This is a genomic window from Aquipseudomonas alcaligenes NBRC 14159, from assembly GCF_000467105.1.
GTDB classification, from domain to species: domain Bacteria; phylum Pseudomonadota; class Gammaproteobacteria; order Pseudomonadales; family Pseudomonadaceae; genus Aquipseudomonas; species Aquipseudomonas alcaligenes.
Genome location: NZ_BATI01000014.1, coordinates 1 through 19714, shown reverse-complemented (window position 1 = coordinate 19714; position 19714 = coordinate 1). Strand labels below are relative to the sequence as shown.

19 protein-coding genes, 2 tRNA genes and 1 pseudogene are annotated in these 19714 nt (G+C 63.5%); 16 read left to right on the top strand and 6 right to left on the bottom strand.

Annotated features, from left to right (window positions below; all coding sequences use genetic code 11):
- Window positions 1-17: 17 nt before the first annotated feature.
- The gene (locus PA6_RS09710; protein WP_021700735.1) at window positions 18-635 is read right to left on the bottom strand and encodes a hypothetical protein; all 618 of its coding nucleotides are present in this window, start codon (window positions 633-635) and stop codon (window positions 18-20) included.
- A gap of 41 nt (window positions 636-676) precedes the next feature.
- Window positions 677-1180, bottom strand: coding sequence for an Arc family DNA-binding protein (locus tag PA6_RS09705; protein ID WP_021700734.1), 504 nt, complete (start codon window positions 1178-1180; stop codon window positions 677-679).
- Window positions 1181-1279: 99 nt separating this feature from the next.
- On the opposite strand from PA6_RS09705, the gene PA6_RS22770 reads away from it, so the two are divergent.
- The 14 genes and pseudogenes from PA6_RS22770 (at window position 1280) to PA6_RS23390 (ending at window position 16102) form a co-directional block, all read left to right on the top strand.
- Window positions 1280-1450 carry an Arc family DNA-binding protein gene (locus PA6_RS22770; RefSeq protein WP_021700733.1) on the top strand — a complete coding sequence of 57 codons (171 nt, stop codon included), beginning with the start codon at window positions 1280-1282 and terminating at the stop codon, window positions 1448-1450.
- A 62-nt stretch (window positions 1451-1512) separates the two neighbouring features.
- Window positions 1513-2433, top strand: coding sequence for an antA/AntB antirepressor family protein (locus PA6_RS22455; RefSeq protein WP_021700732.1), 921 nt, complete (start codon window positions 1513-1515; stop codon window positions 2431-2433).
- A 59-nt stretch (window positions 2434-2492) separates the two neighbouring features.
- Complete coding sequence (locus tag PA6_RS09695; protein ID WP_021700731.1) at window positions 2493-5834, top strand: tape measure protein; 3342 nt, start codon at window positions 2493-2495, stop codon at window positions 5832-5834.
- The gene (locus PA6_RS09690; RefSeq protein ID WP_021700730.1) at window positions 5834-6262 is read left to right on the top strand and encodes a hypothetical protein; all 429 of its coding nucleotides are present in this window, start codon (window positions 5834-5836) and stop codon (window positions 6260-6262) included. The genes PA6_RS09695 and PA6_RS09690 overlap by 1 nt, the downstream gene beginning before the upstream one ends.
- A 59-nt stretch (window positions 6263-6321) precedes the next feature.
- The gene (locus tag PA6_RS09685; protein WP_021700729.1) at window positions 6322-9903 is read left to right on the top strand and encodes a hypothetical protein; all 3582 of its coding nucleotides are present in this window, start codon (window positions 6322-6324) and stop codon (window positions 9901-9903) included.
- Window positions 9904-9935: 32 nt separating this feature from the next.
- Window positions 9936-10943: a hypothetical protein gene (locus PA6_RS09680; RefSeq protein WP_147289541.1), complete on the top strand. Its 1008-nt coding sequence runs from the start codon at window positions 9936-9938 to the stop codon at window positions 10941-10943.
- A 98-nt stretch (window positions 10944-11041) separates the two neighbouring features.
- Window positions 11042-11713 carry a hypothetical protein gene (locus PA6_RS22450; RefSeq protein WP_147289540.1) on the top strand — a complete coding sequence of 224 codons (672 nt, stop codon included), beginning with the start codon at window positions 11042-11044 and terminating at the stop codon, window positions 11711-11713.
- Window positions 11713-13497, top strand: coding sequence for a hypothetical protein (locus tag PA6_RS09670; RefSeq protein WP_021700726.1), 1785 nt, complete (start codon window positions 11713-11715; stop codon window positions 13495-13497). Before PA6_RS22450 ends, PA6_RS09670 begins: the two co-directional genes overlap by 1 nt.
- Window positions 13485-13721, top strand: a complete 237-nt coding sequence (locus PA6_RS09665) for a hypothetical protein (RefSeq protein WP_021700725.1) — start codon at window positions 13485-13487, stop codon at window positions 13719-13721. The genes PA6_RS09670 and PA6_RS09665 overlap by 13 nt, the downstream gene beginning before the upstream one ends.
- An 83-nt stretch (window positions 13722-13804) precedes the next feature.
- Complete coding sequence (locus tag PA6_RS09660; protein ID WP_043216503.1) at window positions 13805-14242, top strand: cell wall hydrolase; 438 nt, start codon at window positions 13805-13807, stop codon at window positions 14240-14242.
- 78 nt (window positions 14243-14320) lie between these two features.
- Window positions 14321-14806: a hypothetical protein gene (locus PA6_RS24215; RefSeq protein ID WP_021700723.1), complete on the top strand. Its 486-nt coding sequence runs from the start codon at window positions 14321-14323 to the stop codon at window positions 14804-14806.
- A pseudogene (locus PA6_RS24010) lies at window positions 14730-14912 on the top strand (hypothetical protein); the annotation flags it as partial. The gene PA6_RS24215 and the pseudogene PA6_RS24010, both read left to right, overlap by 77 nt.
- 146 nt (window positions 14913-15058) lie before the next feature.
- Window positions 15059-15862 carry a DNA adenine methylase gene (locus PA6_RS09650; protein ID WP_021700722.1) on the top strand — a complete coding sequence of 268 codons (804 nt, stop codon included), beginning with the start codon at window positions 15059-15061 and terminating at the stop codon, window positions 15860-15862.
- A 66-nt stretch (window positions 15863-15928) separates the two neighbouring features.
- A complete protein-coding gene (locus PA6_RS23390) occupies window positions 15929-16102 on the top strand; it encodes a hypothetical protein (RefSeq protein ID WP_021700721.1) in 174 nt (57 codons plus the stop codon).
- 25 nt (window positions 16103-16127) lie between these two features.
- Here the strand turns inward: PA6_RS23390 and PA6_RS09645 are convergent, their stop codons facing one another.
- Window positions 16128-16403 (bottom strand): hypothetical protein, encoded by a 276-nt coding sequence (locus tag PA6_RS09645; RefSeq protein ID WP_021700720.1) that lies wholly within the window; start codon window positions 16401-16403, stop codon window positions 16128-16130.
- Window positions 16404-16779: 376 nt separating this feature from the next.
- Here PA6_RS09645 and PA6_RS09640 point away from each other — a divergent pair, with 376 nt between their 5' ends.
- On the top strand, window positions 16780-17091 hold the full coding sequence (locus tag PA6_RS09640) for an Arc family DNA-binding protein (protein WP_081693965.1): 312 nt from the start codon (window positions 16780-16782) through the stop codon (window positions 17089-17091).
- A 319-nt stretch (window positions 17092-17410) separates the two neighbouring features.
- Here the strand turns inward: PA6_RS09640 and PA6_RS09635 are convergent, their stop codons facing one another.
- From PA6_RS09635 to PA6_RS09625, 3 genes are all read right to left on the bottom strand, one after another.
- A complete protein-coding gene (locus tag PA6_RS09635) occupies window positions 17411-17959 on the bottom strand; it encodes a cytochrome b (RefSeq protein ID WP_021700717.1) in 549 nt (182 codons plus the stop codon).
- 239 nt (window positions 17960-18198) lie between these two features.
- Window positions 18199-18275, bottom strand: a tRNA-Met gene (locus PA6_RS09630).
- A gap of 114 nt (window positions 18276-18389) precedes the next feature.
- Window positions 18390-18466 (bottom strand) — tRNA-Met (locus PA6_RS09625).
- Window positions 18467-18593: 127 nt separating this feature from the next.
- On the opposite strand from PA6_RS09625, the gene dinB reads away from it, so the two are divergent.
- Window positions 18594-19649: a DNA polymerase IV gene (gene dinB / locus PA6_RS09620; protein WP_021700716.1), complete on the top strand. Its 1056-nt coding sequence runs from the start codon at window positions 18594-18596 to the stop codon at window positions 19647-19649.
- Window positions 19650-19714: the final 65 nt, after the last annotated feature.

The window sequence follows — 19714 nt, the reverse complement described above, 5'->3', positions numbered from 1 at the left end:
CGGCGGCCAGGGACGGCCTACTCGGCCTTGGCGAAGCGCTGGGCCATATAGTCCAGCGCTTCCTGCTCGCCCGGAGTGACCTTTTTCTGGGTAGCAATAATCGTTCGGCTTGCAGCCAACAGCTTGCGTTTGACTGTCTCATCACCCAGTTTATTGATCCGCCCAACGGCGACTTTGAAGCTGTGCAGACTCAGCGTGGCCGTGCGGCTCAGGACATTGTCTACCTGCTCTTGTGTGATCCTCAGGTCGTGTGTGAACGCCTTGCAGGCTGCGGCGATAACCGCCCGTTCGGGAGCCATCATTTTCCCGTCTGCCTTGGCGATAAAGACGAGGATGTCGAGCACAGGAGCATCAGGATTCAGCAGGCTGTCGAGTGTGTACCTGCTGGTCTTCTTGTACAGGCGGTCCAGATATGCCGGGAGGTTGTCATTCTCTACCACCTCCCCTGTGGCAGTGTCATGGCAATGCCGAATGTCGAATATCCGAAAAGTGCGGTACTGCTCTCTGAGATGGCAGTGCCCGGAGATTGAGTGTGGGGTGAAGTCAGTGACAGAGACATCCCGCATCGTTGCTTCGTCCATTCCTCGTTGGAAGTGGATGTGCAGCTTGGCGATCACATCGGCGGGGTTAGGCATCGTCACCGTCCTTGGCTAGGGAGGTTGCCTCCCTGTGGCTGTCAGTTGTCTTTGTTCTCTGCCGCTTTCAGTGCTTCCCACTCGGCCTGGTCCATCCCCAAAGGGCGGCTTGTTTTGCGCAGTGGCCGCTTTGCCGTGGCTGATGGCTTATCGCCCCGTTTTTCGAGGGTGAAGTGCTCAACTTGAAGCTGGTCTGGCTGTTCGAGTGGCAGGGCCTTCATCAGCTCGGTGAAAAGTTTCGGGATGTCGCCCATGGCATCAACCCGCTCAACCAGCTGTTTCAATAATCCATCCCGCTCTTGGCTCTGTGGTTGCTGTTGAACCATGGAGAGCAGGGCGCTGATAAGAGATACCTCCGTCATCAGCGACTTGAGTTCAAGGACAGTAGCCCGGCCGGCGACTGTCGCTGATGTCTCGAAGCTATCTTGCAGTCGCGCCACTACTTCTGCGTTAAGGGATCGCTTGTTTGAGCTCGCAGCCTCTTCGATCTGTCCGCGTAATTCCGCGGGCATTCGCAGGGCAAAAGGGGTGATGTCTCTGCTCAAGTTCTGTGTCCTCGTGACGGTGAGTCACCATAGCTTCACGGTGGGTTGACGACAATGAGTCACCGTGCATATAGTTTCACCGTGACTCACGGAGGGCTTATGAAGAAACGCGACATCAATCCATTTGGGCTTCGCCTGGCACCTGATCTTCGAGAGCGGGTTGAGGATCAGGCAGGAAAGCACCGGCACAGCCTGAATACCGAAATCGAGATGCTGATTGAGGATGGTCTGCGGTGGCGGGAAAGCCAGGAAAAGCAGGCGGTAGCCTGAAAAGAAGAAGCCCCGGCATAGCGGGCCAGGGCTTCGGTGTAAATCATTTAGAGGCGATTCACATGGGAAATACTACGGCGGTGCAGGGTGGTGCGCAACAGCTGGTGCGCGTGTTTGATGGCGTTATCGGTGGGCTGCCCGCGCAAGTGTGCGATGGGCGTGAGCTGCATGTGTTCCTGAAGAACGGCAAGCAGTTCTCGGACTGGATCAAGCAGCGCATCAGCCAGTACGGTTTTGAGGAAAATCAGGACTTCATGAGTTTTTCACCGAAAAGTGAAAAACCCCAAGGCGGGCGGCGCAGCACTGAATACCACCTCACTCTCGACATGGCCAAAGAGCTGTCGATGGTGGAGAACAACGAACAAGGCCGGCAGGCTCGACGCTACTTCATAGAGATGGAGCGCCGTGCCCATGCCCAGCCACAACAGGTAAATGATGATCCAGCGATAGAGCAGCTCGGTTTGCGTGGCTGCAATGTACTGGTCGCGCACTACGGTGAGCAGATGTGGTTCAGTGCTGGCAACCTGAGCACGGCGCTCGGACTGGGTAGCTCTGATCGCCTCGTCCGCAGTTTGGCTGAGCGGCACAAGCGCAAGCTGAAACGCGGGACTCGCGAGCTGTGGATGATCGACGTGGTTGGTGCCGACCGAGCGGCGGATTACTGCAAGCCCGATGTAGCCACTGAGTACAAGGCTTGGCTGCAGCGAGTGACTGGCCCCACCGCACAGACCCTTGCGGGCTCGCCGGTTGAGCGCTTTGGCTTGGAGCAGTTGCTGGATATGCGGCTGCTGGTGAGCTTCGATGAGCGTGGTACCTACCAGGCCAAGCCAATCCCGCCTGGTGCGCTGCTGGTGAGTCCCTCCCGCCTGGCTAGTGTGTTGAGCGACCCATTCACCGTGCCGACTGAGTTCTTGCCTGAGATTCTCCAGGCGGTGGCCGCTCGCATGGGGGCTGCAATGCGGCCTGGTTTGCCAGCGGCCTAGGCCGCTTCCCTCACAGATGAACCCGCTTCGGCGGGTTTTTTATTGCCCGGAGAAAATGAATGGCTGGTATCAAGGATCGCCTGATTCAGTTCATCCTGCGTGGCAAGGACGAACTGTCTCCGGCGGCGAAGACCTCGGCTGAGGCTCTAGACGCCGTATCTCAGGAGGCTGCTCGACTTGGCCAGGCGCTTGATGATGCCAAGGGGGCGCAAGGGCTCGGCAAGGCTCTGGAGCGCACCGTGCGCGATGTGGCCCTGGCGCAGCGGAATCTGAGCCAGGCTGAGCAGCAGGTGGTTGATCTGCGCGAGGCGCTCAACAAGGAGCCTGAGGCTGCTGGTCTGCAGCAGTCGCTCAAGGATGCCGAACGCGCTGCAGGCCGTGCTCGTCGCCAGCTCAATGCTCTGGATGCTGAGCTTGCCGATACCGAGAAGGCCGCCAAGGCTGCCGGCATCGACACCCATAACCTGGGCGACGAGCAGCAGCGCCTCGCGGCTCAGGTGACCCGGGCGCAGCAAGCGCTGGCGGCGAACAATCAGGAGCTGAAAGAAGCGCAGCGCGCCCATGCCGCCGCCGCCCGCTCTGCCGCCGAGCACACGTCCCGGGTTGATGCGGGGCGGGCTGGCATGACCAGTGGCGCCAAGCAAGTGCTCGGCTTCGCTGCGGCCTTCGTTTCGCTGAATGCCATCATGGGCCTTGTTCAGAAAGGCCTGAACCTGGTGCGTGATGGCATCTACGCGATGCTGGGTACTGGTGATCAGTACGAGCTGCTGGGCAAGCGCATGGCTTCCCTGATGGGCGGCATTGCCCAGGGTGAGCAGGCTACCGCCTGGATTAAGGACTTTGCCAAAAGCACCCCGCTGGAGGTCAAGGACGTCACCGAGGCCTTCGCGGTGCTCAAGTCCTATGGGCTCGACCCCATGGATGGAAGCCTGCAGGCCATCGTCGACAAGAACGAGCAGCTTGGTGGGGGCATGGAGCGGCTGCAGAGCATCAGCTCTGCCCTCGGCCAGGCCTATGCCAAGCAGAAACTCCAGACCGAAGAGATTCTGCAGCTTGTGGAACGCGGCGTGCCGGCCTGGACGCTGCTGGAGAAAGTCACCGGCAAGAACGCCGCCCAGCTTGCGGAACTCGCCAGCAAGGGCAAGCTCGGCCGTGATGTGATCGCCGGGCTGATCGATGAAATGGGCCGCAGCGCCGAGGGAGCCGCGGCGGACAATATGAGCACGTTGACCGGCCTGGTCAGCAATCTCTCCGATGTCTGGTCCGACTTCCTCAATCGAGTCGCTCAAAGTGGGGCGCTCGACTATGCGAAGGAACAGCTGCGCGGCGTTGCAGACTACATCGATCAGATGGACAAGGACGGCCGCCTGGATAGGCTGGCAACGGCGATCAGCAAGGCTTTCGAGCAGGGCGCGGAGAAGGTCAAGGAACTGGCGAAAGAGCTGCTGACGGTCGACTTCAAAAAACTGACCGATGACAGCTCTGCCTGGCTCAGCACCTTTGGCGAAAAGATCGACGAAACGGTCGGTGCTCTCAAGCTGATGATAACGCCTGTCCGGGTGGTGGCGAACGTCATCACCGGCTTTATCTCCGGCGTAGGTACGGCGTTCACGGCGATGATTGGCGCCTCGCTGTCGGCGATGGCGACGGCGGCCAAGGCGATCCCCGACTTGATCGGGGGTGACAAGATCGTGGCCGGCCTTGAGTCGGCGAGGGATAAGGTCTTCGGCCTGAGCGAGTCTCTGGCTACGCAGGTGAAGCAGGATGCTACCGATCTCTGGAATACCGTTGCAGAGGCAGCAGAGTCGGGGGCGGATCGTCAGAAAGAGGCTCTTGAGGAGGTGGCGTCCAGCGCGGCCGAGTCTGGTGCCGGCGTTCAGTCCGGTCTCAAGCTGGGCGAGACCGCCGCGCTTTCTCTTAATGAGACCCTGCTGAACTTGGTGTCTAGCGGCAAGGTGGGCCTTGCCGACCTGGCCCAGGCAGTAGACCTCATCGATGCGGCTACGGCTGTGCAGCAGCTGGAGGGCCTGCGCAGTGCGCTGCTGTCGGCCTACCAGGCCGGCGCCATCAGCCAGCAGGAATACGCCCAGGGCACCACGCTGCTGAATGGCCGCATCAAGGAGCTGCAGGGCGCCGCATCTGGCGCGGCCGATGGCGTGTCCGACCTGGAGGAAAAGCTGGGCGACCTCAAGTCGGTGCAGGCTGCGATCAGCAGCGCCAAGACGGACGTGGACATCAACAACATCCGCACCGCCCTGCGCAAGCTGTACAACGATGGAGAGATCACCGCCAGCCAGTACAACCAGGCGCTGAAGGAAACCAGCGAGCGGCAGAAGGAACTCAAGGGGGCGGTCCAGCAGGGCACCAAGGCTCAGCAGGAAAAGAACAAGGCCGACGAGGATGCCATCGTCACCTCCGAGCAGCTGCGCCGCGAGAGCGGCAAGCGCATGGAGGCCGAGCGCCAGGCAGGCGATGCAGCAATGCAGGCTCGGCGCAAGGGCAGCGAGGAAGCCAAGCGCGACATGAGCGCGGTTGAGGGCTTCTTCGGGGGTGTGCTGACCCGGGCGCGAGAGCCGCTTGCTGGGCTAAGCAAGGCCGCCCTCGACGCCTACGACAAGCTGCGGGGGATCAAGTCGGCTGACATGGAGCTGGACACCAGCAGCCTGGAGGCCACCGCCCGTTCTCTGCAGAAGGTCAACGATCAGTTGGCCGCTACCGATGCCGCCCTGTCCAACCCGCTGACCTCCAGTTTGGGGAAGTGGGCTGCCAACATGCAGCGCACGAGCCTGCAAACCCAGCAGGCGTATCTCGGGCAGAAGGCCTCGCTGCAATCGCTTATGGATGGTTACGAGCGAGGCGACATCACGCTGGCCAAGTTCGTTTCCCGTGCCAAGGGCGCGCGTTCTGCGCTGGGCTTGCTGGATGACTCCGACCTCAGTGCGCTGGAGTCGGCGATCAAGTCGGCCGAGCAGCAGATGGAGCAACTTGGTCAGTCTACTCGCAGCACGCTAGAGGGCCTGCAGGACGAACTTGACGGACTGGAGGGCCGTGATGCCGAGATTCAGCGGCGCCGGTTTGCTGCTCGCCAGCGAGACCTTCAGGCACAACTGGCGGAAGCGCAGGCCAGCGGCGATGCCAATGCAGTAAGCAACGCATCGCGTGCGCTCGGCGTGTTGCGCCAGATCGAGGCAGCGACCGAGCAGAACCGAGTGCGGGAAGAGCAGAAAAAGCGTGTCGAGGCCGAGCAAAAAGCGTCGCCGTCTCAGGAGCAGTCGAGCACGCCGAGCAAGGTCATTCGCCTGGAGCTGGGCGGCAAGTCCGTCGACGTTGCAGTGAAGAGTGATGCAGAAGAAACCGCGTTGCTGAGCATCCTTGAGGATGCGGCGCTGAGGAGCATGTGATGCCGTATACCCTGACGCTGGACTCCGTCGACCTGGCCGGCGACCCCGACCTTGGGGGTGAACAGCTGCAATGGACGGATGAGCACGAATGGGATCCCGTGGAACAGAGCCAGGACCGCTCGCTGGGTGGCGCGCTGATTGTGCAGGAGGGCGTCAAGTTGTTTGGGCGCCCGGTCACCCTGGCCAGCAACGATGGCGCCTGGTTCACCAAGGCGACCATCGACGCTCTGCAGGCCCTGCGCGATCAGCCAGGCATCGTGATGCTGCTGACCTTGCCCACTGGCCAGCAGCATCACGTTACCTGGAATCGCGTGGCGGGCGCCCCGGTGGAGGCTGTCCCGCTGTATCGCCAGGCGGTGTACCAGCCTGACGACCTGTTCCTGCTCACCCTCCGCCTGATCACCGTGGCGCCGCCACCTGCTCCCTGATCTACACCAACCGCCCAAGCCCGCCCTGCGCGGGTTTTTTTGTGCCCGGAGAATCCTGAATGTCCATCGCCACCACCGATGTGAAGTTGCTCAAGAGCCAGCGCCTGACCGATGAGGCGGACGGCGGCGGCCGTGCCACCGGCACCGCTGTCGTGGATGGCGAGGTGAATAACGTCTTTCCCGACCTGTCGCGCCTGGATCGCACCGTGGGCCGCATCAACCTGCGCAAGCTGTTCGCCGGGGTGATGACCACGAATGACGACGCCTACCTGGGCGCCCATGCCATCGTCACCGATGGGCCTGCAGATCCTCGCGTCAGCGTGCTGCTGTTCAACACCGGCAGCCAGACCGACCAGCGCAGCAACGCCCGCGACGCCATCGAGAGTTATGTGGCTGCTGCCTCGGCTGCCGCCTTCGAGCTGCTGGGCACCCAGCTCAGTGGCCAGCGCGCCATTGCCTGCGTGCAGCGCGAGGAACAGCGCGTGCCGGAGGTGGGCGAGGTGTACCAACTGGCCGGCGTGAACGGCACCCAGTACGTGCGGTTGATGGCTGTGGAGCAGCGCCTGGAACAGTTCACCTACGAGTACACTCCTGGCAACTTCCAGAACTTCATTCGTCGCCGGCTTGACCTGAGCCTGAGCGGCCCGTTGCTGTTCACTTTCCCCGGTGGCCAGGTCACGCCCGCCGGCACCACGTCCGCCTCGCTGGATGGCCTGACCAAGACCCGCGTGCTCAGCACCCAGGTGGCCGATGCTGCCCGCTACTACGGCATCAGCAAACTGGCGCAGGCCTGCGCGGTGGGTGACCTCAGTCTGCGCGTGGCTTCGGTTTACAGCCAGCTCGTGCCCAGCACCACCAAGGAAAGCGCGCTGGTCGACCTGTTGGCCGGCTACCAGCGTCAGGTGTATCTGCCTGCTGGCCCGGCGCGCAACGTGAATATCACCGTTGCGGCCGGCGCCGTCGCAGGTGAGTCGCGCACGTTCCTGGGCACTGGCTGTGCGCCGGGCACGCTGACAGTCACCGTGAACGGCGGCACCTTCAGCGATGACCGCAAGGGCGCGTTGCGCTTCGTGTCGGGTAGCAACTGGATCAGCAGCGCCCGCGTCGACTACCAGACCGGCGAGATCACCCTGGTGCGCACTGGCACCAGTTTTACCGGCACCGGCACGGCCTCGTACCAGCCAGGCGCAGCGGCGACTGGCGACACCATCACCGGCGAGGTGGAGGTGACGCTGGGTAATCGCGGCTTCACGTACACCCTGAATCTGGCCGGCGCTATTCCGCGCCGTGGCACGCTCTCGGTCAGCTTCATGGCCCTGGGTAAGTGGTACGAGCTGCGTGACTACGGCGACGGCCTGCTGACCGGCGAGGGCGCCGGCACCATCAGCCTGTCCACCGGCAGCGTGTCGCTGACCCTCAATGCGCTGCCGGACGTGGGCAGTTCGCTGGTCTACAGCTACATCAGCTCGGCCGACAACACCGTTACCCAGCGCACTGGCAGTAGCGTGGTGCCGAGCCTGGAAGTGCGCTTCACCCTGCCGCACAAGGGCATCCGCCCAACCTCGCTGACCGTGACCTATCTGGCCGGCAGCACCACCAAGACCCTGACCGACAACGGCAACGGGGCGCTGAGTGGTACGGGCGGCACCGGCACCATTGCCTATGCCAGCGGTGAACTGGTCATGGTGCTGAGCACTACCCCGTCCGCTGGCCTCTCGTACAGCTACGAGCAGGGCACGGTGACCGGCAGCGTGCTGACCGTGACCAGCGACACCAGCGGCTATGCGAGCTTCACCATTCCTGGCGCGCCGCTCAAGCCTGGTAGCGTGCGGGCGCAGTGGGCGACCACCCGCCGCCAGGCCGCACCGGCACTCAACTGGGATGCCGTGGAGAGTGGCAACGCGCTGCCGGTGTTCGATGGCCTGGTGGACGTTTCCAAGGCAGCCGCCGACAACGGCTCCGGCGGCTGGCAGGGTGGTTTCGCCGGCACTATCAACTACAGCACCGGGGCCTGCACCCTGCAGGTGGCCGCGCTGTACAACTACAACGAACACACCTACACCAACCGCAAGAAACAGATGGTCAACGGTTCGGTGACCGAGCCCCTGCTGGTTACCACTCCGGTGTCGACCCGCGAAAGCTTCGGCGGCACGCTCTCTGTGGATGCCCAGGCTGCCGGTGTTGCAGTGGTGCCGCAGTCTGCAACCCAGGCTCAGCCACCGCTGACGGTGGATCTGCTGCCGGGTGTGGGCGAGGCCATTGTGCCGGGCTCGCTGCTGTTCACCTGGAACGGCGCGACCTACTGCGACCGTTCGGGGATCATTTACCGCGACATCGCCAGTAACACCAACGGCGGCACGGCTGTCGGCACCGTGGACTATGCGTCCGCCCGCGTCACGCTGAACAGCTATGCCGGCAACGTGGCGAGCGCTGTCACCGTCCTGGCCTGCCTGACTGCCTCGGTCGGCTTCAGCGTCACCGCGCTGACCTTCCGCACGCCTGGCGCGCCGCTGCGCTCCGGTAGCCTGCAGCTGACCGTGGTGCGGACGGATACCGCCCAGGTGGTGACCGCCACGGCGGACGCCAATGGCCTGATCGATGACGGCATTGTCCAGGGTACGGTCGACATCGCCACGGGAATTGCCCGGGTGGTGTTCACCACCGACCTGGACGACGAGACCGGCGCCAGTGATGTGCCGGTGATCCCGCTGCTGGCTCGCTACAACGCGGTCGTGCAGACCCAGTTGCCGCTCGATGCGGGCTTGCTGGGCCTTGACCCGGTGCGCTTGCCGGCGGATGGGCGCGTGCCGATCTACCGCGAGGGCGGGGTGTTGGTGATCCATCACACCGCCGAGACGGTGGTGGCTTCGCCTGCGCCCGGTGGAACTGTGCCGCTAGCCCGCCAGCAGCAGGCCTCCATCACCGTGGTGGACGCCAATGGCGTGGCGCTGCGGGCTGCGTCCTACAGCGTCGACCGCGAAGCCGGCAGCGTCACCTGGGCCAATCCGGTGGTGCTGCAGGCTGAGGACGGTTCGCCGCTGACCCTGCCGCTGAAGATCCGCGACCGGGTGGAACACATGACCATGTGCTCTGAGGTGCAGATTACTGGGGAGATCGGGCTTAGCGCGCCGATGCCGTGGGACTTGCCGGCCGAGGAGACCAAGGTATCCAGCGCTGTGACCTGGGGTGACCTGCAGTCGCGGATTCACACCTGGTTCACCCAGCAGACGTGGAGCACTGGCGCGCCGAACTGGACGGACGTGCCGGTCGGCAACACCACCACCGCGCAGTACAACAGCCTGAGCTATCCGCCGGTCATCACCAACAAGGGCGCCATCGACGGCAAGTGGGCGCTGGTGTTCACCAGTGGCACGGCTTACCAGGTGGTGGAAGAAAAGCTCGGCGTCATCACCACCGGCAACATCACCAGCGACTGCGCCCCGATCAACCCGCTGACCGGCGAGCCCTATTTCTTGATCAAGAAAGAGGGGTGGGGCAGCGGCTGGGCTGCGGCCAACGCGGTGCGCTTCAACACGGATGCTGCCCTGGGCCCGCTGTGGGTGATCCGCACGGTGATCAGTGGCCAGGGCACGGTGGATGACGACCAGTTCAAGCTGCAGATCAGAGGGGATGCAGACTGATGCCTCAATGCTATAGCTCCAAGGACGCCGGCTTGCCGGCGTTCTACACCAGCACTACGTCTTCCCTGCAGCGGTTCAACAACTACAAGCTGATCCTCAAGGCCTGCCTGGTGAGTGGCTACGGCACTCGGCCGGCTGCCGGCTGGACGTTGATTGACGAGGGGGATCAGTACCTGGTGTTGCGCAATGCAGCTGGCAACTATGTGTCGATCACCAGCGGCTATTACGTCGTCAACACCAACCTGCAGTTCCACGGCGTGTTTCGGGTGTTTCTGCATGCCACCTACACCGGTATGGGGGCGAACGGTATTCCGCAAGGGCAAGGCGTGGTGTCCGGCACAAGTGGCTCGACTACTCTGCCTGTCCTCTTCGGTACCGACCTTTTCTACTGGAACACCAACACCCGGTGGATCATGGTGGCGGACAGCCGGACGTTCATCTTTACCATTGCTGCATATACCGGCGCGACTTCGGGCACGGGCCTTGATACGGCGTCTGGTGTAGGAACGCTGTATGTGGGCGATGACCTGGGTGGCAACCATATTGCCGCGGGTGGTAACCGTCAGTCGGGCATCAACACCCCGCAGCTGGCTCTCTACTTCGACCGGATCGCTTTCACCACGCTCAGGAATCCGAGAACTGGCTTGCTGGTGGATACCGCAGGGATTACGGCTTTCCTTGATGGTTCGTACGCCGACGCGGCGGTGATCTCGAACCACGTATCCAGCAGCGGTATCTCGATCCTCAATCCTGGCTCTATCACAGACATGCTGTCGTTAGAGATGGGCCAGGTGCGGTGGTCGGGTGGTGGTGCGCCCCAGCCTGGTCTGCGGGGTATCCGTCGAGAAAACCTGATGTCGCGCTACTACTCGAACCTAGTTCGGCGGCAGCTTGAGGGGGCGTCCACCACGGTGGACTACACGAGCGAAAACATCCTTAACTTCACTCCTCTGTCAGACGGTTACTGCTATCTCCCGTTGATGGCTCAAACAGGCGGGCGTTGCGCCCTGATCACGACAGACAATCCGGCGTACTGGTGATGCCTACATTCTTCGATACACCAGTCCAGACACTGGTAATGCTGTTGAAGGACGCCATCCGATTTAGGGTTCTCCGGGATGGCTTGGTCACGCCGGGGGTGAAGTACGTCCGGGTGTGTCGGGTGTTCAACACCACCGGCCAGGGCGACATCGCGCAGGAGGCGCTGGGCGGTGAGTTCACGCCCTACGTCAACGTACTGCGGCAGGAGCTGGTCGACCAGCCAGGGTGGGTGGTCTACGCCGAGGACACCACGCCGCCGGCCAAGGTGCATGCCCAGTACCTGGCTATCCCTGGCGCTGGCACCTACACCCTCAACATCCTCACCGGCACGGGCAGCGAGGTGACCGAACCGGCCACCGTCGACGCGCTTGTCCGCTTGGACGGGATGCCAGCCGAGCGCGATGTGCTGGTGGTCGAGCGCAAGCTGGACGGGGAGTGGCGGGTGGCTGGCTCCGGCACCTCTGCTGCTGACGGGACGGTGACTGTGGATCTCGATGTGGTCGACGGCTCGCTGTACGCGCTGGGCCTGGACGATTTCGGCATTCCGTTCTCGCCTGGGCTCACTGTCGAAGTGGGGCGCCGCATCCGCCCCTCGGTGTTCACCGGGGTGCTGTACCAGATCACCGAGCCTGGTGCGCTGCCGGCAGCTGAGCCTACCTGGTGGCCCATCACCAGCGAGGGCTCGCGCGAGCTGGGCACGGCCCGCGCCGAGGCGGTGCGCTATTACCGACCATTGGCCCACGGGCCTGTCACTGCGGAGCCAAGCTGATGCTGACGGTAGAAGTGGGTGGAGGGTGGAGCGCTGCGCGCCGAGCCGACCGCCAGGGCGCCGGCTTGCCCTGGAATGCGCTGGCCAAGCGCGATGCCCTGCCGCGCCTGCCGTGGCGGCAGGGCCGGCGGCGTGACCATGCCGACATGGCCATGCCCTGGGATGCGGTGCCGCAGCTCGACGCGGCCACCGCTGCAGCCTGGGGCATCGCTGAGCAGATGAGCTGCCGGCAGAGCGCGCAGCTGTGGGGCCAGGTGCCGAACAAGGATATGGCGCTGGCCTCTGGCTGGGATCGCACCCTGCGTGCGCTCGATCTGCGCCTGGTGCTGATCTACAACCCGATGCCGGCGACCAAGGACGTGGCCAGCCGCATCAGGGCGCGGCGCTCGAATGAGTACGGCCCGCGCTTCGACGCTGCCCGTGCCATCGAGGCGAGCCTGTACGTGCCGGGCAGCGGCGCGCTGTCGTTCAACTTCGGCGGCCAGGCCTATGTGCCGAGCACCACGCCGCTGGTGTTCTTCGACTTCCGCTACGAGCCGGCCACGCCCGCGATTCAGCCGACCGACACGGGCGGCATCGGCGGGCGCTGGCAGGACGCGCGTCGGGTGAACCTGGCCATGCGTGTGCCGTGGGGCAAGGCACAGCGCCTGGACGGGCGGCTCACTGGCCTGCCCTATGTGGACTACCCCGGCCCGGTGAAGCCTTTGCCCGAGCCGCCACCCGATCCCGAGATTCTGGACACCTACATGATCGCCAACATCGTCAACGTGGTGGTGCTGCCGGCGCGCACGCCCATCGAGGCAAAGAACGTCCGGGTCGGCCTGGACAAAGACAGCTTCAGCTGGAAGTTCAGCTGCGAAATCTTCACCCGCGCCGCGCTCGATCTGGTCAGGCCGGATGAGGAGGGCGCCAAGGAGATTGAGGTCAGTATCAACGGCTGGGTATGGGTCATCCTGGTGGAGCGCTGGACGCGCAACCTCAAGTTCGCCAGCGAGGCCTACACCCTCAACGGTGCGACCCGTACCCAACTGCTGGCGGCGCCCTACGCGCCGCTACGCACGGGCCTGAATGGCGCGATGCTCACCGCCCGCCAGGCGGCAGACGCTGAGCTGCAGGACACCGGCTTTACCCTGGTGTGGGATGCCGAGAATGTGGGGCCGCCCGACTGGACGTTCCCGGCCGGCGCCTTCAGCTACCAGAGCCAGACGCCCATGCAGGTGATCGCGCGCATTGCCGAGACCGTGGGCGCCTTCGTGCGGCCGGCGCGGGACTCCGACACTCTGGAGGTGCGGCCGACCTATGAGGCGGCGCCGTGGGCCTGGGATGACCCGGACGCGCCTATCGAGCGCATTCTGCCGCCGATCATGATGAGCGCCCTGGATGGTGACTGGACGCCCCAGCCGGCGTGGAATGCCTGTTACACCTCTGGCACCTCGCACGGCTGCTCGATGCTGGTACGCCGCGCCGGCACTGCTGGCGACAATCCGACCCAGGACGTGCATGACGACTGGCTGACGGATCAGCCGGCCAACCGCCAGCGCGGTCTGCACGAGCTGTGCAAGGGCGGCAACGTCGAGATCGTGGGGCACAACCTGCCGCTGTTCCACACCAGCGACGACAAGGGCGTTGGCCTGGTGTTGCCGGGCATGCTCTGCAAGGTGCCGGAGGAGAGCGGCGCGTGGGTGGGACTGTGTCTGTCGGTCGAGATCTCGGCTACAGGCACGGGCGCCTCGAAGGTCAACCAACAGCTGAAACTGGAGCGGCACCACTCATGGCCACAGTGAACCCCTGGAAGAAGTTCATCGGCCTATTGCCCGGTGGGGTGCGGACGGTGGCCACGGTGAAGGCCATCAATACCACCGCCGGCATCAGTGAGGTGGAGCTGCGCAACGGCGCTCGCGCCACCGTGCGCGGCGTCGACGTGCCGGTGAACAGCAAGGCCTACATCGCAGACGGCGTGATCACCGGCCCGGCGCCGAGCCTGCCGCACTATGACGTGGATGTGTAAACCCAAGCGAGAGCCACCTTCCCTGGTGGCTGATGAATCCTAGACCAAGCCCGCTCTGAGCGGGCTTTTTTGTGCCCGGAGGCATGATGAGTAAAGAGCGGGATATCGACGTGCTGGCCCGTACCTTGTGGGGCGAGGCGCGAGGCGAGGGCCTGGCTGGCATGGTTGCGGTCGGGCACACCATCCGTAACCGGGTGGAGATGGACTTGGGCAATGACGGCAAGCCTGACTGGTGGGGCGAGGGCTACGAGGGTGTTTGCCGCAAGCCCTGGCAGTTCAGCTGCTGGAATGCCAGCGACCCGAACTCGGCCTACCTGCGTGGTGAAAAGCCAATCCCGGCTGCTCAATTCATGCAGGCGCGTGAGGCGGCAGTGATCGTGCTCGAAGGGCGGCGCCCCGATCCGACCGCAGGGGCTACCCACTATTACTCGACCAGCCTTGCGAAGGCGCCGGCTTGGACGAAGGGCGCGACGCGTACCTGCAAGATTGGGAGGCACATCTTCTTCAAGGACGTGCCCTGAATCTAAGCCCTGGCTTACATCAGGCGCCGGAGGGCGCCTGGCGCGATGAAATCGAAACCACAGCTTAGAGAGGTGCCTATGGCCCTGAGTGGAGTACTGACGGCCCAGGCCGTTGGTGGGTGGCGCATCGCGCTGCTATTGGCGCTGGCTGCAGCAGTTGCTGGCGTGACCTGGTGGGGCCTGGCTCCGCGCATTGAGCTGCAAGAGCAGCGCGCCGGCTCAGCGGAGCAGCGGCTGGCAGAGTCACAGGCCATGGTTGTGCTGCAGGCTGGCGTGCTGGCTGGCCAACAGCAGCTGCTGGGCGACCTGGCCGACATCGAGCGCCGCATGCAGCAGCTCGGGCAAACCGTTACCCGCAACGCATCAGACCAGGCTGCGGCCTTTGAGGAGTTGAAACGCAATGACCAAGCGATTGCGGCCTACCTGGCTGCCCCTGTGCCTGCTGCTCTCGGCCGGCTGTACCAGCGCCCCGAAACTACCGACCCAGCAGCCTACCGCGCCCCGGATGGAGTGCAGCCTGGTGCCGTGCCGCCTGCCGGCGCGGTCGGCGGTGGTGGTGAATGACGACTGGCGGCGGGCACTGGATGAGTCCGACGCGGCGCTGCTGAGCTGTGCGGGCCAAGTGCTGGCCTGCATCGAGCGGCAGGAAAAGCAGATCCCGATGAAGTGAAAGGAGCTACCGGCCATGGTGCGACAACACCCTGGCCGGTAGCCGAACCCGCAGACCGTACCTGCAAGCCCAGCCAAGGCTCCCGCCTCGTGCACGAAGCGAGCGCGAGCCTAGCACTGTTCATTCATACAGTAAAAGGTTTGCACATGACCCAGCCCGTTATCCCCTGGATGGGCGGCAAGCGCCGCCTGGCCGACCGCCTTATCCCGCTGTTCCCGCCCCATGAGTGCTACGTCGAGGTGTTTGCCGGTGGCGCGGCGCTCTTCTTCCTCCGACCGCAACCCGCTCCCGTCGAGGTGCTGAACGATATCAACGGCGACCTGGTGTCGCTGTACCGCGTGATCCAGAACCACGTCGAGGAGTTCGTGCGCCAGTTCAAGTGGGCGCTCTCCAGTCGGCAGCTGTTCGAGTGGCAGAAGATCACCCGCCCGGAAACCCTGACCGATATCCAGCGGGCCGCGCGGTTCTTCTACCTGCAGCACCACGCCTTCGGTGGAAAGGTCACTGGCCAGAACTTCGGTACTGCGACCACCGGGCCGGCGCCCAACATCATGCGCATTGAGGAGAACCTCTCGGCGGCCTGGCAGCGCCTGGCCGGCGTGTATGTGGAGAACCTGCCGTGGCTGGAGTGCGCCGAGCGCTACGACCGCCCTCACACCTTCCTCTATATGGACCCGCCCTACTGGCAGACCGAGGGCTATGGCGTGGACTTCCCCTTCGACCAGTACCTGGCCATGGCCGACTTCATGCGGCGCAGCAAGGGCCGGGTGATGGTCAGCATCAACGACCACCCTGATATCCGCGAGGCGTTTGCCGGCTTCCACATGGAGCGAATCGACATCCGCTACAGCAACACCAACCAGCGACAAGGCACGGCCGAGTTGACTGGGGAGCTGGTGATCATGAACTGGACGCCGGCCGCTCTCGGGGGCCTGTTCGATGGCCTCTGAAGTGCTTGCTATGCCGCGGCACCAGAGCGTTACTGGTCCCAACGAAACGGCGAAGGAGCCACCCTGATGAACCTGCTCGAGCACCTGCAACCTCTCCCGACTGAACTGCTCCAGGCCATGGCCAAGGGCGAGGTCGATGTCCAGGCGGTGGCCGCCCAGCTGATGGCTGGCCGGGGGCTGGATCGGGACGGCAAGTGGGTAGGCTTCGAGAGGGCCGCCAAGGAATGGGGGGCTACATAGTCTCCCGCTCAGCGGCCCCAGGCTTTTACCTGTGCTTGCGGTATTCGCGCATGATCATCTTCATCTGATCGAACTGCCCTTGCAGGAGCCACAACAGGTTCCTGATTGTGGAGATGGGCAGGGCGAACTGGTCTCGGTCAAGAATGTCCTGCGCGAGGACATCGATCACCGCGGCGTTGCGCTGCAGCGCGCAGAGCATGATGTCGTCGATGCTCTGCGGGTCGGTGGCTGGGTTTAGGATCAGTGCCGATTCGGGGCTGTCGGCGAGTAGGGTGGTGCGTTGGTCCGTGCTTTGGTCCATGTGCTTACTTCCGAGATACACGACTGCCAAAGCCCAGTACAGCGCCCGCGCAGGGCCTTGCGTTTAGGCGCGCGGCCGCCTCTTTCTCCGGCTCTCCAGCGCCTCCTCAATGAGCAGGGTCAACTCAGCATTGAGGCTGCGGCGATTCTTCTCTGCCTCCTGCTCGGCCGCTTGCCTCGTGGTCTCGCTCAGTCGCAATGGGTACGGTGTGATCCGCTTTTGCATAGCGTCCCCTCGGTGGCGGTCTTCTGTGGACTCAATATGATTCCACGGTTTTTGTGATGTCAAGTGGACTCATTGAGTCCAATGGACTCCACCCTACATACTGCGCGCCTACACGATTCGTGGATTGCACAATCCAACTGTGGAAGCGCCCATGTCTGACCGCCACTCCATCTCCCCGTACCCCCTCAGGATGCCAGCCGAGCTGCGCGCTGCTCTTGAGCAGGCCGCAGTGGCGGCGGGGCGGTCGCTGCATGCCGAGATCCTGGCAAAGCTGGAAGCGGCACTGCGCGCTGATCGCAATGCGGTGCCGGCTGAGTTGGTCGATTCCGTGTCGATGCAGGCCAGCCTCACCCTGGCCTTGGCCAGGGAGCTTGAAGGCAGCGAACTGGGTGCCGATCAGCGCCAGGCGCTGGATAGCCTGGTGAAGTTCTCGCGCCGGCTGCTTGATCGCCTCGGCGAATGACCTAGAAACGAAAAGGCCCGGAGCCTCCTGATTTCAGGGGCTCCGGGCCTTTTTTGTGCCTGGAAAATAAAGTTTAGATAATGTGCTCTATGGGCAACCCAGGCTGACGAAGCCGACTTTCGGTGTGGCGGTGGACATCGGTGGCTAACCTCGAGCGGGCGCTCGCGGGCGCCTCTGATCAAAAAGTGCGCAATTCTAGCGGCAGGTCGCCGGCTTGACCAGCCTGCTCGGATAACTGATCGGAGTGGCGTGCGATTTGCCGGCCGTAGTCCAGGGCCATGAAAAACGGCGCCGATGGGCGCCGTTCTTCGCAGGGGTGTCAGTTGCGTCCCGGTAGCATGCGGGTCAGGGTGTTGTCGCGGCTTATATAGTGGTGGAACAGCCCGGCGGCGGCATGCAGGCCGATCAGCCAGTAGCCGGCATCGGCCAGGCGCACGTGCCAGTGCTCCAGTTGTTCGCCGAAGTCATGGTTCGGGGCGATCAGTGCCGGCAGCTCCAGGCCGAAGAAAGGAATGGGTTTGCCAAAGGCGCTGAGGATCAGCCAGCCGAGCAGCGGGGTGCCGATCATCAGGGCGTACAGCGCCAGGTGCATCAGCTTGGCGGGGATGGCCTGCCAGGCGGGAATGGCCGGCACGATTTTCGGTGTGGGTGCGATCAGGCGTGCGATCAGGCGTACCCAGACCAGGGCGAAAATGCTTAGGCCCAGCATGAAATGGGTCTGCTTCATCAGTTCGCGCCCGTCGGTCCCCTTCGGGAACAGGCCGCGAAACTCCATGGTGAAGTAGACCACGGCAATCAATACCAGCATCAGCCAGTGCAGCCCGATGGACAGGCTGCCATAGCGGTGTTCGGTGTTTTTCCAGCTCATCACGCTTCCTCTCGTTCCGCATCTTCCGGCGGGCTTGAGTGCAGCTTAGTGGGTCTGGCTTAAGACAGTCTGAAGCGAGATCAATGTTTGCTCGCTTCGGCATGCGTTCGGAATGCACGGACCTGATTGCCGAGTGGCCAGGAGGAGGGCGAGTTGGAAGGGCTTGGCGCTGTCATCTGCCAGATTGGTTCGCCCCAAAACGCAAAAGGCCACTCGATTGAGTGGCCTTTTGCGGAATCTGGTTGCGGGAGCCGGATTTGAACCGACGACCTTCGGGTTATGAGCCCGACGAGCTACCAGACTGCTCCATCCCGCGCCGGCCATTCTACTCAGAGATTGGTGTGTGTCAATCGATTTCTGTTTTTTAATCAATTACATAAATCGTAGGCAAGAAAAAAGGCCACTCGATTGAGTGGCCTTCTTCTGAATCTGGTTGCGGGAGCCGGATTTGAACCGACGACCTTCGGGTTATGAGCCCGACGAGCTACCAGACTGCTCCATCCCGCGGCCGCCATTCTAGCGGCGAACGCGTTGCTGTCAACCATTGATTGAGAAAAAGCTGTTTTTTCTCAGATGCTTAGCGCGAGGCGGGTGGTAGACTTCGGCTTCCAGAGCAGGCTGTACGGGGCTTGGCGTGCGCAAGATCATCCACATCGACTGCGACTGTTTCTATGCCGCCATCGAGATGCGTGACGATCCGCGCCTGGCCGGCAAACCGCTGGCGGTAGGCGGAGCTGCCGACCGGCGCGGCGTGGTTGCCACCTGCAACTATGAAGCGCGGGCCTGGGGAGTGCGTTCGGCCATGCCCATGGGCCAGGCGCTGAAGTTGTGCCCGGACCTGCAGGTGGTGCGCCCGCGCATGGATGCCTACAAGGCGGTGTCGCGGGAAATCCACGCGATCTTCCGCGACTACACCGAGATCATCGAGCCGCTGTCGCTGGACGAAGCTTACCTGGACGTGTCCGCCAGCTCGCATTTCGACGGTAGCGCCACGCGCATCGCCCAGGACATTCGCCGGCGGGTGTCGCAGGAGCTGCACATCACCGTGTCCGCCGGGGTGGCGCCGAACAAGTTCCTGGCCAAGATCGCCAGTGACTGGCGCAAACCCAATGGCCTGTTCGTGATCACCCCCGATCAGGTCGAGGACTTCGTCGCCGCACTGCCGGTGAACAAACTGCACGGAGTGGGCAAGGTCACGGCGGACAAGCTGGGGCGCCTGGGCATCGACACCTGCCTGGACCTGCGCGACTGGAGCAAGCTGGCGCTGGTGCGCGAGTTCGGTAGTTTTGGCGAACGCCTGTGGCACCTGGCGCGGGGTATCGATGAGCGTGCGGTGCAGGTGGACAGTCGGCGCCAGTCGGTGAGCGTGGAGAACACCTTCGACAAGGATCTGCCGGACCTGGCCAGCTGCCTGGAGCATCTGCCCGAGCTGCTGAGCCAGCTCGATACGCGCATGGCGCGGCTGGATGCGAGCTATCGGCCGGACAAGCCGTTCGTCAAGATCAAGTTCCACGACTTCAGCCAGACCACCCTGGAGCAGGCCGGTGCGCGCCGTGACCTGGACAGCTATAAGCTGCTGATGAGCGCCGCTTTCGCGCGCGGCAACAAGCCGGTGCGCCTGCTCGGCGTGGGGGTGCGGCTGCTGGATTTGCGTGGGCGGCATGAGCAGCTGGAGCTGTTCGAGGGGTAGGGCATAAGCGGTTTGGGTCTTATCCCGGGCTGTGGCTCCCCTCTCCCACTTGTGGGAGAGGGGCC